Origin of the sequence: Evansella clarkii, assembly GCF_002019695.1 — a bacterium.
Taxonomy (GTDB): Bacteria; Bacillota; Bacilli; order Bacillales; family Salisediminibacteriaceae; genus Evansella; species Evansella clarkii.
The window spans coordinates 936153-950245 of record NZ_KV917376.1 but is presented as its reverse complement, the minus strand read 5'-3'; the positions used below and the strand labels follow the sequence as shown (position 1 = coordinate 950245).

The following is a 14093-nucleotide window of genomic DNA, read 5'->3' as shown; positions in this document are numbered from 1 at the left end:
GGGCGGGATAACGGGTCTGTTTCAGATTCCGATTCTATGCCCTTTTTTTGTATGCTGTAACGGTCCTGTCTGACTTGTTCTAAGTGTAATTAAGGGCGGTGCATATGATGGGAAATAATATTATTGAAATCAATCATTTATCTTTCCGGTACCGTCATTCAGAAGAACTGGCTTTAAAAAATGTGAATCTGCATGTGCCTTATGGGCAGTGGGTGGCTGTAACTGGCCATAATGGGTCAGGCAAATCCACTCTAGCCAGGTTTCTCAATGCTTTACTTATACCGGATGCAGAAGGAGCAGTGATTATCGGGGGGCTGAATACGAAAACAGAAGGCTGCCGGCAGGAAATACGCCGAAAAGCAGCTATGGTATTTCAAAATCCGGATAATCAAATGGTAGCTCCAACGGTAGAAGATGACGTAGCATTTGGGCTGGAAAACGCCGGTGTTCCCTATGAAGAGATGGTAATAAGGGTACAGGAAAGTATTGATAAGCTTGGCCTTACAGGTTTGGAAAAACGTGAGCCTCATCGTTTGTCCGGGGGACAGAAGCAGCGGGCGGCTATTGCTGGTGCTGTTGCCATGAAGCCTGAGCTGCTTATACTGGATGAAGCCACTTCCATGCTGGATCCTTCTGGGAGAGCTGAAGTTATCGATCAGGTTCAGAAATTAAGAGACTCTGAAAATATGACGATTCTTACTATAACTCATGACTTAAATGAAGCTGCACTCGCAGACAGGATTGTAGTAATGAGGGAAGGTGAAATTATTGGGGATGGCACTCCTGCGCAAATTTTTCGGCAGGAAGATTTGCTTAAGGAAGCCAGCCTCAAAAAGCCGTTTATCATAGAGCTAATTGCGTCCCTCCGGGAAAAGGAAGTTGATATACCGGAAGAGGTAACTACCGAGGAAGAGCTGGTGAATCATTTATGCAGATTAAAGCAAACAATGTAAGCCACGTATATATGCCAGGCACCCCTTTTGAAAAAGCCGCAATAAGCAATGTAAATGTTACTCTTCCGCCGCATACTTTTACCTCTGTAATCGGCAGGACAGGTTCAGGCAAATCAACTTTTGTCCAGCTCATTAACGGGCTCCTGAAACCGGTGGAAGGTTCTCTCACAGTTGGAGACTTTACGATTACTAAGCATACGAAACAGAGGGAATTGTATGAGCTTCGCAGGAAAGCAGGTATGGTTTTCCAGTATCCGGAGCATCAGCTGTTTGAGGAGACCATCTTAAGAGATGTGGCTTTCGGGCCGGAAAACTACGGAATGACTGCTGCAGAGGCTGAAAAAACAGCAAGAGAGCAGCTTGCTGTCACAGGCATTGGGGAAAATTTATTCGAAAGGTCACCTTTTGAATTAAGCGGCGGGCAGATGAGAAGAGCAGCAATCGCAGGAGTGCTCGCTCTCGAACCTCAGGTTTTAATACTTGATGAACCAACTGCAGGCCTGGACCCTCAGGGTCAAGAAGATATAATGAAGATGTTTAATGAATGGTTTCATTCAGACAAACAGCGCTCTGTTATTTTAGTTACCCATAATATGGAGGATGCTGCTGCGTACAGTGATCAAATACTGGTAATGGATTCAGGGAGACTTCAATTTTACGGCACACCTGGAGACGTTTTTTCCAGACAGGAAGAACTTATGAAACTGGGCCTCAGCGTTCCGGAATCCATGCGTTTTCTTTCAAAGCTGGGTGCAAAAAGCGGCAGAGAAATTACCATAGAAAGATTCAGGCTCCAGGATACGGTAAACGAGATAGTTTCATTTCTGGGAAAGGATTAAGTATAAGATGCTGGATAATGTAATTATAGGGCAGTACATCCCGGGGAAATCTTTAATACATAAGATGGACCCCCGTGCAAAGCTTCTCTGTCTGTTATTATTTATAGTATTTTTATTTGTCAGCAGACATCCTGCATTTTTCATACTGGCCATCAGCCTGACTGTCTTGACTTTTATTGCGGCAGGAATTCCATTCCGGTTTTATTTAAAAGGAATTCGAATTATAGCCCTTATTATATCTTTTACATTTATACTCCATTTGTTTGTAACAAGAGAAGGACCGCCTTTACTGGAAACACCTCTTTTCACTATATATACCGGGGGTGTCACAGAAGGAGCCTTCATTGCTCTAAGGCTTCTAATAATCGTTATTATGGCCTCTTTAATTACTCTTACGACTACTCCGGTGGACCTTACTGATGGCCTTGAAAAGTTAATGAAGCCATTCGGTAAACTGGGAGTCCCGACCCACGAGCTTGCTTTTATGATGGCAATTGCATTGCGGTTTATTCCAACATTGCTTGAAGAAACAGCCAAAATTATAAAAGCGCAGATGGCCAGAGGAGCAAACTTTACACATGGGTCCCTCTGGAGGAGAATTAAAGCGTTTGTACCTGTCCTTATCCCTCTATTTGTACAGTCTTTTAAAAGGGCGGAGGATCTGGCAGTCGCTATGGAAGCGAGAGGCTATGCAGGTGGCCATGGAAGGACGAAGTTCCGGATTTTGCAATGGAAGCCAATAGATACAGCAGCTGTTACTTTATTTGCTGTATACGGAGCATTTGGAGTGTATACAAGATTGTTTATTTAAGCGGGAGCGGGGTGGAGAAAAGTGAGACGGGTTAAAGCAATAGTTTCCTATGACGGTACTCATTTTTCCGGTTATCAGGTACAGCCTTCAGCAAGGACGGTACAGGGTGAAATGGGAAAAGCGCTGGGAAAGCTTCATAAAAAGGATTACTGGAACGTCACAGGCTCTGGCAGAACAGATGCAGGTGTGCACAGTATCGGCCAGACAGTGCACTTCGACACCCCGCTTTCTCTACCGGAAGATAAGTGGCCCAGAGCCCTGAACAGCCTGATGCCTGAAGACATTATTGTAAAATCTGCAGAATACATGGAGGACAGCTTTCACGCCCGCTATAACACAGCAGGCAAGGAATACTACTACCGTGTTAATACTTCTGAAGTAAAAAATGTCTTTCAAAGAAACTATATCTATCACCTTCCCGGGAGGCTTGATCCAGAATCGATGCGGACAGCCGCCCTTCAGCTGGAAGGGACGCATGACTTTACGAGCTTTTCTTCTCCGAAAACTTCTGTAGAGGATAAGGTAAGGACGATTTTTTCCGCGACTGTTGAGCAGGAAGGGCAGGAGTTTGTTTTTCGGTATATAGGGAGCGGTTTCCTTTACCAAATGGTAAGAATTTTAACAGGAACACTTATAAACGCTGGCAGGGGTAAGACCGACCCTGAAGCAGTCAGCGGAATAATTAAGGGGAAAGACAGGCTGCTTGCCGGCCCGACTGTCCCGGGTCACGGTCTGTATCTGGCAGAAGTCTTCTATGAAAAAAGCTCATTAGAAAAGCGGGTAGCTGAAGTACAAAAAAAATTTCAATGACAACGAATCCTGGTGTAACATTCTATTGACATGGCTCTTTATATGTTATATGATGTTATATGGTATTCTAAGCCCACTAGCCCCGGGTACGGAATCTATGACGGTTTGACTCAGATTAAAATGATAAAGCAAAGCATGTTTAGGAGGGAAAATAATGCGTACAACATATATGGCAAAGCCAAGCGAAGTTGAGCGTAAGTGGTATGTTGTTGACGCTGAAGGACAAACTCTCGGTCGCCTTTCAAGTGAGGTAGCGAGCATCCTTCGCGGAAAGAACAAGCCAACATATACACCGCATATCGATACTGGAGACCACGTAATCATTATCAATGCGGAGAAAATTCATTTAACAGGTAACAAATTAGCTGACAAGAAGTACTATCGCCACAGTCAGTACAATGGTGGTCTTAAGACTACTACAGCTCAGGAGATGCTTGACAAGAAGCCTGAAAGAATGCTTGAGTTAGCGATCAAAGGAATGCTTCCAAAGAATTCTTTAGGACGCAAGCAAGGCATGAAGCTTCACGTTTATGCAGGCAGTGAGCACCCACATCAAGCACAAAAGCCGGAAGCATACGAACTGCGCGGTTAATTATAGAAGGAGGGAATTTTCTTGGCACAGGTTCAATATTATGGAACAGGTCGTCGTAAGAACTCTGTTGCACGTGTACGTCTCGTACCAGGTGACGGACGCATCGTGATCAACAACCGTGACATCAACGACTACTTTGACCTTGAAACTTTAAAGTTAATTGTTAAGCAGCCATTAGTGGAAACTCAAACTGAAGGCAGCTACGATGTATTAGTAAATGTAAGCGGCGGAGGATACACAGGACAAGCGGGAGCTATCCGTCATGGAGTTGCTCGTGCACTTCTTGGCGCAGATCCTGAGTACCGTGGATCTCTTAAGAAAGCAGGCTTCCTGACTCGTGACGCTCGTATGAAAGAGCGTAAGAAATACGGTCTTAAAGCTGCTCGTCGTGCACCTCAGTTCTCGAAGCGTTAATAAACCTTATATACCAAGGGTTTGCCCTCTTTGCTCTTATGGAGCAGGGAGGGCTTTTTCATGTCCAGATTTGGAATTGAATACCCCTTGAATACCCCGCGCTAAAATGTCATGTACTTCTGGAACATCTCCGCTGTTTTCTCCTTCGCCTCATCGGTCACATGAGTATAGATATCCATTGTGGTTTGAATATCTGTATGGCCAAGCCGAGCTTGTACATCTTTGATGGAAGCACCAGCTGCAAACAACAAACTGGCATGTGTATGCCTAAAGGCGTGAACATTAATTTTCGGGAGCTCTGGATTCTTTTTATATATTCCCTCCAACTTTTCATTCAAGTAAGCCAGTCGGCAATAATCCATATCATGTTTCAACTGATTAAAGGCCGTAAAGACGGGCTGCTTATCATCAGATTGAAAAGAAGAGGAAAGTTCTAACGTCAGATAGCGCTGTATTTGCTTGCTACGCCATTTCTTTAAGATCGCCAGAGTTTCATCGTCTACGCTAACCACACGCCGAGATGCCCTTGTTTTGGATGTCTGGAGCTGCTTTTTGCCACTCGTGTGAATCAAAGTCTTTTTCAAGCTGATCGTCTTATGGTGGAAGTCCACGTCTGACCAATGGAGGGCGTACAGTTCCCCCTTACGTGCTCCTGTGAAGGCGAGTAGCCGAAACATGGTGTAACCCATGTCGTCCTCCTTAATCGCCTCTAGGAAGCTCCTGAGCTCTTCTCGCGTGTAGTAATACTTTTTTTCTTCCAGCTCCGCATTATATTCCATCTCATGTTTTAGTTTCGGCAGCGTAACATAATCCATCGGATTGCGCTTAATAATGTCCATTTTCATGGCATATCGGAAGACCTGGTTTGCTTGTATCTTATAATCCTTGAAAGTTTTAAGCTCCTGGGCCCATGCGTTGATAGCTTTTTGACAATGCGAGCGGGATATGTTTTTCATTTTGTAAGGACCGAAGAACGGGAGAATCCTGCGGAATTTACTCTCCAGCGCATACACTGTAGTAGGTTTTACTTCTCTACGATGCTGCTTAAACCATTCCTCAAAAACTTCCTGAAAGGTAATCTGTTCATTTTGCCGGAGCCCGTGTTCATCGACTTCCACCAATAATTTAGATAGTGCAACTTTTGCTTCTTTTTTTGTTTTGAAGCCCCGTCGTGTCGTTCGTTTCTTTTTTCCAGTACGGGGATCCTTACCGAGATACGCATTAAACATATAAGCGGTGGTACCGTCATTCTTTGTGTACTTTTTAATGTTTGCCATAATAGTCTCCTTTCCAATACGCTGGCAGGCTATATACAGGAAAGGGAAATGCTTATTCAAAAATTAATTCAAGTATGGTTCTAACTTTTTTACGTTTTTCGTCTGTTAAAGATTCGTTCTTATAGTACAAGTCAATCTTCATACTAAGAAGATCATGAAGGTCAAATAATCTTCTTCTTAATTCGTCATCGGATAATTCTCTAATAGATTGCTCTCTGTTTTCTGTTTTCACTTCTTCAATACATGGAAGGTTGACATCTATAGTTCTTGTTTTATTTAGGAATTTTTCATCCTTAACCGGCTCATTCCCCTCATATATAACAAGACCATTCTCAACATCAATATAAGACTCAGAGTAGCCGGCTAATTTCATTAGATAAACAGGTGAAATGTCTAACCCTATAGCAAGCTTTCTTAGTAAGGCGGGTTTAGGTAAATCTTTATAACCGTTTTCTATTTGAGATAAATAAGAATCAGAGTAGCCCGTTCGTTCTTTTAAGTCGAGTAAAGTTAATTTTTTCTTTTTCCGAATCTCTTTGAGTTTGGTCCCGAATTCTTTAGCATCCAATAGAATCCCCTCCTTTTTTTAGTTTAATTAACATTATTATCACATGTTTACTTTACTAAGTAAAGTTTTTTCTAACTAAAAGTTGAAATTAATATGGAAATAATTTACAATTAAGTGAGTGATAATATACTTACTAAGTAAACAAAGGGGGAGGACGAAGCTAATGAAGGGTTTTATACCATTGCAAGTCTCAGATGAGTTTAAGAGTAATTATTATGAGTTATTTTATGAACTCAGCAAAGAAGCTTTTGAAGCTGCTAAAAAAGAAAGTGGAGCGGGGAGGTTTATGACGAAAAAGCAATGTTGTGAGTTTATTGGCATTTCTTTTGGGCATTTGCAAAAATTGGAAAAACTTGGCTTACCAATTATTGAGTTAGAAGGTAAGGTGCTTGTCGATCGTGAGGATGTTATTAAATTCGTGAGTAAATATAAAAAAATTGAAAACCTGATATAAAATAAGTAAATCGCTGGCAGGCGATACGTAAACAAGGAAACTATGGCTGAATGAGGCTAATGTATCGAAGGATAAATGAAGAACTAAGTACAACAGCATTTGTTCGGTCACAATTAGACATAACAGAAGAAATAGCCGATTATCTTCCAAATTGTTGGAAGATAATCGGCTTTTTTCTATTGATGAAATCCCGCTAAAAATTTTGGGAAGGGAGCCTAGTGATATTCAACTGCAACTTAAAGCTTTCCGAAGTCATTAGATTTTTATATTAAATTTTAACTCAGTCACAGAACAAAGTCGCGGTCGTTTGAGGAAGCTTTTCCCTTTTAGACATACCTCGAACTCGAAAATGTTCCTCCGTTCCTGGTTTTTTCGAGAAAACTTTATATGCGTAACATACGTATATATTATATTTTTTTTATATAGTCTTTCATTAAAAAAAAGAGGAACAAAGGAACATAATTGCGTGACCCCTTGATACGAAAGGATTTAGCTGTTCCTTTTTTGCCTGTGACTCCAGGGACATCGCAGGGACATTTGAAGGAAAAAAGGAACAAATCAGTCTAAATTACTTGCATGCATGCAAAAACGGCATAATTACGATGCAAAACTGAAACCGCTTACATATTAAATAATACTTGCACGCATGCAAAAATGACCGCAAAATAGGAACATTTAGGCCGAAAAAGGAACATTTTGACCCCAAAAAGGAACAAAGCAGGAACAAAAAAACATCAATAAATATAAGATAATATGCTTTATTAAACGAACGAAGCTAGAGTGATGTTATAACTAAAAAACTTGAAAGGTTAAATTGCTTTATCTTTCTCTTCATTAGCTAATAGTCTTAGTTTGTCGGATAGTTTTACTGTTTGGTTTGGCTCAAAATTTTCAATCTGAAGTAGTCCTTTGTCATCCCGATTAAATATTTTCATCTCAATATTTTTAACGTTCAGTAATGCTTTACTAATTACGTCCTCATAAGAAGGTGCTATAGTAATCACTCTTACGTCTTCTTCTATTTCTGATTGATAATACGCAGACTGCCAAATTAAATTTTTATCATTCGTTCTAACCTTTAATTCAATAATACAGGTGGTACCATTTTTATCTTCAGCCAATATATCAATTACGCCTTCTTTCACCTTTACTTGCGTATCAATCAATTTCATATCGGTTTCGACTATTTCAATGTTGTGTGCAATATAGCCTTCTAGCACTTTTTCGTTACCTTCTAAAATGGCCTCAGTAGCCAATTCAAGCTCCCAAAGCTCAAGCTGTTTGATAATATCCGAAAACTTACTATCATATTCATCCTCACTCATGCATTCAGTACAAATGTTAAAATCAATAAAACAATTTGAATTATGATCATCAAGCCTCTTAACATTTTTCCAAGAAAACTCAGGTATTCCAACAAGAATCTTATTTTGCAATTTCTTCATCAAATTACTTGGTAACCCTTCCCAAGCTGTCCATCCCCAATGTTTTATTTTTTCTACTTTTAATCTTTCTACTTTTTTATGTTTAAAACAGGTTTTACAAAGCCATTCATTGTTATAGAAAATTGTAAAGTTTCTTTTCAGCTCATTTATTTGCTCCTTTTCATCAAGTACCATTAAAAGGTCTCCATTATCAAAATCCCATTCTTCCTCATCATGCTGATACCCGTATACGAAATACCTTTTTCCTTGGTCTTGTCGGTAATCCACTTTAAAAACACCATATGATTGTTTTAAAATCTCTAAATTGAATTCCATCTAATCACCTCATCAATATATTTTCCAAATAAACAGAAAAAATCCATTAAGAAAAAGAATAACGGGTTAATTCAGAGATGCAAACAAGAAAATGCCTAAGTAAAACGATTGTATTTCACATTGAAATTCACAGTACTATAAGTGTGGATATATCAGGTGTCGAACACATTTTGGTCGTTAAATCTTAATACGAAATCACACCCCAATTATTAAGGGTGGAAATAATTATTGTAGGGCATGTGAATTTAATGCGATTGACGTTTGTTTTTTCCGGGGGATTAACGAAGATCGAATGAAAAATATTAAAATAAGGATAATAATTGCCGCTATTCAATTCACGGGCAGGATAGTTGAAGACTCAGTTGCAAGATAATATGTAGGAAGGATAGGGGGGCTACTACTACATTTTCGTGAAAAATTACTTATAATTAAAATGAATTAACATAATATTGAAACTTTAACGACTTTGTAATCGTAAAGAAGTTTCATAGTATAAAGGTATAATGTTAATATCTCAACAACACGAATGTATGCGTTAGTGCTTTTTTATCTAGATGAATTTCTCTTCTCACTTAGCTTTTTGGAAAGCCTACACCAAAGCAAAAGCATCAGACTATAAAAATTTTTATTAGGAGGTACAAAGGGATGGGGAACCTGCAATCTTATTTCCTTAGTTTTCATGATGCAATCAAGTTAGAAATCGATGATAACAAAGTCTTGAGAGAAAAACGTGAGGAGTTGCTTGATGTCTTAAAAGAAAACATCGACTTTGAAGAAGGCAAGTATGATATTTTTCATCAAGGTAGCTATACGATGCACACTGGAGTTAAGCCATTTGAGGATGGTGACTATGATATCGATGTCGGCCTATTGTTTAACATCTCAACAGTAGATTATCCAAATCCAGTTACAACAAAGAAGCTTGTATATAATGCTTTGAAGGATGATTATGAAAACACCGAGATGAAGTATCCTTGTGTGACTGTAAAGTTCGAAGGTGAAGATGATGAGGACGACCGCAATTACCATGTAGACTTTACCATCTATTCAAACGAAAATATTGATGGTCAAACTTATCTGGCCAAAGGGAAGCTCGGCAGCGGAAGTGATAACAGGACCTGGGAGCATTCTGACCCAAAAGAGTTGGTGAGAACCATTAAAGAAAACCTTACTGATTCAGAAGACCGCAAGCAATTCAGAAGGGTTATCCGATATTTAAAGCGATGGAAAGATTTAAAGTTTAAGAGTGTCGTGAACCGACCTTCAGGGATAGGGTTAACGGTAGCAGGCTTGACTCATTTTTATCCGCATTTTTCTTATAACGCATTTACAAAAATATACGATGACTTGGACGCATTGGAATCGTTTGTTCAAAATATGATTAACTCTTTTAGTTGTAGGATTAACGATGACGGTGAATGGGAAGATCGGTTAGAGGTAAATCTACCTACCCCTCCATATAATGATATTTATGAGAAGATGACAGGCAGCCAAATGAAAAATTTCAAGTTAAAACTGGAATCCTTGCGTGATAGTTTGAAAGAGGCAAGAGATGAAGCCGACCCAGTAAAGGCATGCGAAATTTTACAAAAAGTGTTCGGACAAGACTTCCCTGTTCCGACCAAAAAGGAATCTGCTCAGCAGAGAGGACCAGCCATCATGGTAGACAATTCTTCTGCATGAGGTGTGTTTATGTCGGATGTTTTTACTATTGAAAATCTGGATTTAGGCGAGCTTTTTACCGAAGTTCAGGCAGTAGATGTACACCAAGTAAAAAGTGAACGGAGTCAGTTTATCTATGCATTCGAGGGGAAGATTAGTGTGTCGGAAGAGCAAATTACGATTCAGCTTGCTCTTCCTTCTCACTTTCCGTTGAAAAAGCCAATGTATTTCTTGAAGAATCGTCAAGAAGCTGGATTTATTCCTCATATAGAGCCAGATGGATTTATCTGCTATTCGCATGATGAAGGGGTACTGCTCGATAGGAACAATCCGAGGGGGATTATACATGAATCCTTTCAACGTGCAAAAAGAACGCTGGAAGAGGGCGTTCTTAAGTTGAACTCAGAGGACTTCTTGGTTGAGTTTGAAGCGCTTTGGTCAAGGCAAGAAGGGATATGCCGTGTGGATGCTATTATTACTCCAGAAGAGCGTTTTAAAAATATAGTGGTTTATCACGATGAGAAGCGAAAAAAGTCAATTTTATTAGATAGAATCAATGAAAATACAGTTCAATATATGAACAATTTATATAGCAGCAGAGTGTTAGATGAGTTTAAAGAGAGCAAAGGAATATATATCCCTTTAAGAAAGTCATCTTCCTTGAGACCACCTGCATTTTGGGAGAAGTGGGATATCAAGGACTATCGAAAGCTTATCAACAACAATATTACGGCTTCAACCAAGAGAAGGCTCAAGCAATATTTGAAGAAGAAATTAATACAAAAGGGGGATGAAGAGTATATCGTACTTGGAATCCCTATTCTAAAAGAGCAAAGAGCTCTTATAGGGTTAAAGCTTTTTGATTTCCGTGCTCAACAGGGAAAAGGAAAGCATTTTCCTTTTCTCCACCCTTTGAGAAAAAAACAAGCGGTATTTGAAATGACTCCATTGGAGATCAAACGACATGATAAGGGCTACTTACTAAATAGAACCCAGGGGCATAACAGAATCTCAGGTAAGAGAGTGACGGTCGTTGGGCTAGGCTCATTAGGAAGCAGGATATGCTTTGAATTAGCACGAGCGGGGGTTGGCAGGTTTACTTTGGTAGACAAAGACACCCTAGATATCGATAACGTTTATCGGCATGAATTAGGAATAAGTGATCTTTATTTTAAAGGTACCGATAGATATTATCATTTTCCTAAGACAGAGGCGATAAAAAGAGCTATGAAGAATAAATTTCCGTTTATCGAGGTTGAATATGAAACCTCGGATATTTTGGAAATCTTCAATGAAGAACCTCAACTGTTGCTTGAATCTGACTTAATTATCATCGCTCTCGGTTCCCCGACGGAAGAGCTATACTTAAATGAAGTGATACGTCAAATGGACGGCGCGCCACCTATCATTTTCACATGGCTGGACCCCCTTGGTATAGGTGGGCATACCTTATCAACCAAAAAAGGAACAAAGGGCTGCTTTCAGTGTTTATTCTCTCGACCTGATGACCCAAAACGATTAGTTGCAAACCAGGCGTCATTTGCAGCTCCTGGTCAGAATTTCCGCAAATCGTTAGCAGGGTGTCAATCTGTATTCACTCCCTATGGTTCAATAGATGCCCTTCAGACAGCCGTTATGGCGACCAGATTGGCTTTACGGGTTTTGACAGGAGAAGAAACAGACAACCCGCTTATGTCTTGGAAGGGTGATTCCTCGGAACTCCTCAGCCAAGGATATCACTTAAGTCAGAGGTATGAATTTTCTTCTGACAGACTGTTTGATACTCGTTACCTATATAAGAATGTAAATTGTGCAATATGTCAGGCGGGTGAAACACCATGATTTTCATCTTAGGTCCAACCTCTAAATTAAAGATAAACGATGAGGTTATAGAGAGGTTCCGTGTGTATCGTCAACTAGAAAGCACTGCTACAGAAGCGGGAGGAGTTTTAATGGGACGGTTCATAGAAGACTCTGATGACATTATCATTGATTTAATAACTGAACCAACGGAAAAAGACATACGAAAAAGGTGTTTCTTTAAAAAGCACCTGGAAACCCATCAGGACCTAGTTGATGAAATTTGGGAAGAAAGTGATGGCACCTTTAATTATTTGGGAGAATGGCACACTCATCCAGAGAAACATCCTTCCCCTTCTTTCCACGATAGAAGGGAGTGGAAGAAAGTGTTGAGAAAGACACAGTGTGAATCATCACTTCTTTTTTTCTTCATTATCGGTACTGAATCTATCGGAGCGTGGGTGGGTAATCGGAGAAATGTAAAAATAAATAAGTTAGAGGTGTGGAATAAATGAGCAGGGACCCTTTTAAATTATCCACGGCAGAAGACCGATCTTTATGGGTAAGTTCAGGTGGAATGTGTGCCAAGTGTAAGACGGCCTTAATTTTGGATGATGTTGATGCAAAAGTAAATATAGGAGAGAGAGCTCATATTATTGGGAAGGCAAAGGGAAAAGGGAAGCAGGGCGGACCGAGACGAGAATTTGCTGAAGAATTTGACATTACTGATGAAAATATTGATTCTCTTAATAACATTATGCTTATGTGTAGTCAGTGTCACCATACCATTGACACCAATATTAAAGCGTACCCTCCTACTGATTTGTTTTATATGAAAGAAGAACATGAAAGCTGGGTGAGAGAACAGCTTTCTAAGAAAAATAAGGCTATCGTGGTGGTTCATAAACGAAAAAACCCAATGCCCGTCGATTCCATCCTTTTATCAAAGGAGACGAACTGTTTATTGTTAGACGCGGTTTCTTTGCAAGAGGAATTTACTGATTTCACAGAAGAGGGTTGGAAAACTGCGAAGAATGATAATGAGGATTTCTTCCGTAAAGTGGTGAATTCAAAGAGAGAAAATGAGGGTACCTACCTTTTTGTTTTCCCACTGTCTCCGATTCCGTTATTAATTCATTTGGGAAGTCTGATTTCCGATACAACTGCTGCTGTCGTTCATCAATTTGATAGGGACACACAAATGTGGTGTCATGAAAATGCGAACCTTGATAAAAATGTCGGGCTTCCAGAAGTAAAGATATCGGAATACGTTCATGATAAGTTGGTAGTCACCGTACAAGTGAGCGGGAATATTCATGAACAGGATATAAAAGATGCGGTTGATGGTTCATTCCAAAGCTTGGATATCAAAATTGACAAGCCGGAATTAAATGCTGTTTTATACAAGAATGATGTTGAAGTTCTGAAAAGTGCCTTCCGAAAAGAGGTATACAGATTACAAGGTGAAAATCAGTATTCAGAAATTCACTTGTTCTATTTTGGTCCTGCAGGATTGGCTGTGGAACTTGGCCGCTGCATTAATCAAAATATGCTACCAGTGATTCATTTGTATGAGTACAAAATTAGGGATGAAAAAAAATATCATAGCGCCATCACTATTTAATGGGTTTTAAAAGAAATCTAAGAAGCTACATTAGATTATGTTACAGTATCTATTCTTTTTCATAAAAATAATTCAACAGTGGAATTCTGTATCTTGTTAAATTATCTTGAAACTGAGTCTTTCAAGATTTTGGGGCTTTAATTGAATAAGCAATATAAAGAAATAGGCTTTGAGGAGATTCTCCTCTAAGCCTTTAAATGTGAATTATACTGTGAATCATAAACAAATATTATGTGATTTACCTTGTGATTTGGTCTGTGTTATTGCATTTTGCACCTCACAAGTGAACCCGTTATGAAAAAATAAGGTGATAATTCAAAGGATAGTCAGTCTATTATGGAGCAAGTCCTCCCTCATCGGTCAGGTATTTAAGAAAGGTGTACGTCCGATAATTCTTTAGTGTATGTACGAACGAAGCGGTGAGCTTTGTTTTGTACACACGGTTCGTTCAATAGGGGTTTCTACCGGAACGGACTTGGGGATCACGAATGATCGCCGTGGGAGTGAAGGAGAATGTCTTCCAATAGAA

General features: G+C 39.7%; 14 protein-coding genes. 11 read left to right on the top strand and 3 right to left on the bottom strand.

Translation table 11 applies throughout. The features are described 5' to 3' along the window. Positions 1 to 104 precede the first annotated feature (104 nt). The 6 genes from BK582_RS04425 to rpsI all read left to right on the top strand — a co-directional run bounded on the left by BK582_RS04425 (position 105) and on the right by rpsI (position 4419). Complete coding sequence (locus BK582_RS04425; RefSeq protein WP_078593166.1) at positions 105 to 953, top strand: energy-coupling factor transporter ATPase; 849 nt, start codon at positions 105 to 107, stop codon at positions 951 to 953. Continuing rightward, positions 929 to 1792: an energy-coupling factor transporter ATPase gene (locus tag BK582_RS04420; RefSeq protein ID WP_078593165.1), complete on the top strand. Its 864-nt coding sequence runs from the start codon at positions 929 to 931 to the stop codon at positions 1790 to 1792. The genes BK582_RS04425 and BK582_RS04420 overlap by 25 nt, the downstream gene beginning before the upstream one ends. A 7-nt stretch (positions 1793 to 1799) precedes the next feature. Further along, positions 1800 to 2603: an energy-coupling factor transporter transmembrane component T family protein gene (locus BK582_RS04415; RefSeq protein WP_078593164.1), complete on the top strand. Its 804-nt coding sequence runs from the start codon at positions 1800 to 1802 to the stop codon at positions 2601 to 2603. 21 nt (positions 2604 to 2624) lie between these two features. After that, entirely contained in the window at positions 2625 to 3413 is a 789-nt protein-coding gene (gene truA, locus BK582_RS04410; RefSeq protein ID WP_078593163.1) for a tRNA pseudouridine(38-40) synthase TruA, read from the top strand. A gap of 154 nt (positions 3414 to 3567) precedes the next feature. Further along, positions 3568 to 4005 (top strand): 50S ribosomal protein L13, encoded by a 438-nt coding sequence (rplM, locus tag BK582_RS04405; protein WP_078593162.1) that lies wholly within the window; start codon positions 3568 to 3570, stop codon positions 4003 to 4005. A 21-nt stretch (positions 4006 to 4026) separates the two neighbouring features. Continuing rightward, positions 4027 to 4419: a 30S ribosomal protein S9 gene (gene rpsI, locus BK582_RS04400; RefSeq protein ID WP_078593161.1), complete on the top strand. Its 393-nt coding sequence runs from the start codon at positions 4027 to 4029 to the stop codon at positions 4417 to 4419. A 101-nt stretch (positions 4420 to 4520) separates the two neighbouring features. On the opposite strand, the gene BK582_RS04395 is transcribed toward rpsI, so the two are convergent. Continuing rightward, positions 4521 to 5696 (bottom strand): site-specific integrase, encoded by a 1176-nt coding sequence (locus tag BK582_RS04395; RefSeq protein ID WP_078593160.1) that lies wholly within the window; start codon positions 5694 to 5696, stop codon positions 4521 to 4523. 52 nt (positions 5697 to 5748) lie between these two features. Then, positions 5749 to 6264 (bottom strand): helix-turn-helix domain-containing protein, encoded by a 516-nt coding sequence (locus BK582_RS04390; RefSeq protein WP_078593159.1) that lies wholly within the window; start codon positions 6262 to 6264, stop codon positions 5749 to 5751. Positions 6265 to 6427: 163 nt separating this feature from the next. Here BK582_RS04390 and BK582_RS04385 point away from each other — a divergent pair, with 163 nt between their 5' ends. Beyond that, positions 6428 to 6718 (top strand): hypothetical protein, encoded by a 291-nt coding sequence (locus BK582_RS04385; protein WP_078593158.1) that lies wholly within the window; start codon positions 6428 to 6430, stop codon positions 6716 to 6718. 809 nt (positions 6719 to 7527) lie between these two features. On the opposite strand, the gene BK582_RS04380 is transcribed toward BK582_RS04385, so the two are convergent. Beyond that, the gene (locus BK582_RS04380; RefSeq protein ID WP_078593157.1) at positions 7528 to 8478 is read right to left on the bottom strand and encodes an endonuclease NucS domain-containing protein; all 951 of its coding nucleotides are present in this window, start codon (positions 8476 to 8478) and stop codon (positions 7528 to 7530) included. A 645-nt stretch (positions 8479 to 9123) separates the two neighbouring features. On the opposite strand from BK582_RS04380, the gene BK582_RS04375 reads away from it, so the two are divergent. From BK582_RS04375 to BK582_RS04360, 4 genes are read left to right on the top strand one after another with little or no spacing between them, the layout of a single operon-like run. Next, a complete protein-coding gene (locus BK582_RS04375; protein ID WP_078593156.1) occupies positions 9124 to 10161 on the top strand; it encodes a nucleotidyltransferase domain-containing protein in 1038 nt (345 codons plus the stop codon). A gap of 9 nt (positions 10162 to 10170) precedes the next feature. Further along, on the top strand, positions 10171 to 11982 hold the full coding sequence (locus tag BK582_RS04370; protein ID WP_078593155.1) for a ThiF family adenylyltransferase: 1812 nt from the start codon (positions 10171 to 10173) through the stop codon (positions 11980 to 11982). Beyond that, complete coding sequence (locus BK582_RS04365) at positions 11979 to 12455, top strand: Mov34/MPN/PAD-1 family protein (protein WP_276328192.1); 477 nt, start codon at positions 11979 to 11981, stop codon at positions 12453 to 12455. The genes BK582_RS04370 and BK582_RS04365 overlap by 4 nt, the downstream gene beginning before the upstream one ends. After that, entirely contained in the window at positions 12452 to 13564 is a 1113-nt protein-coding gene (locus tag BK582_RS04360; protein ID WP_078593154.1) for an SAVED domain-containing protein, read from the top strand. The genes BK582_RS04365 and BK582_RS04360 overlap by 4 nt, the downstream gene beginning before the upstream one ends. Positions 13565 to 14093 lie beyond the last annotated feature (529 nt).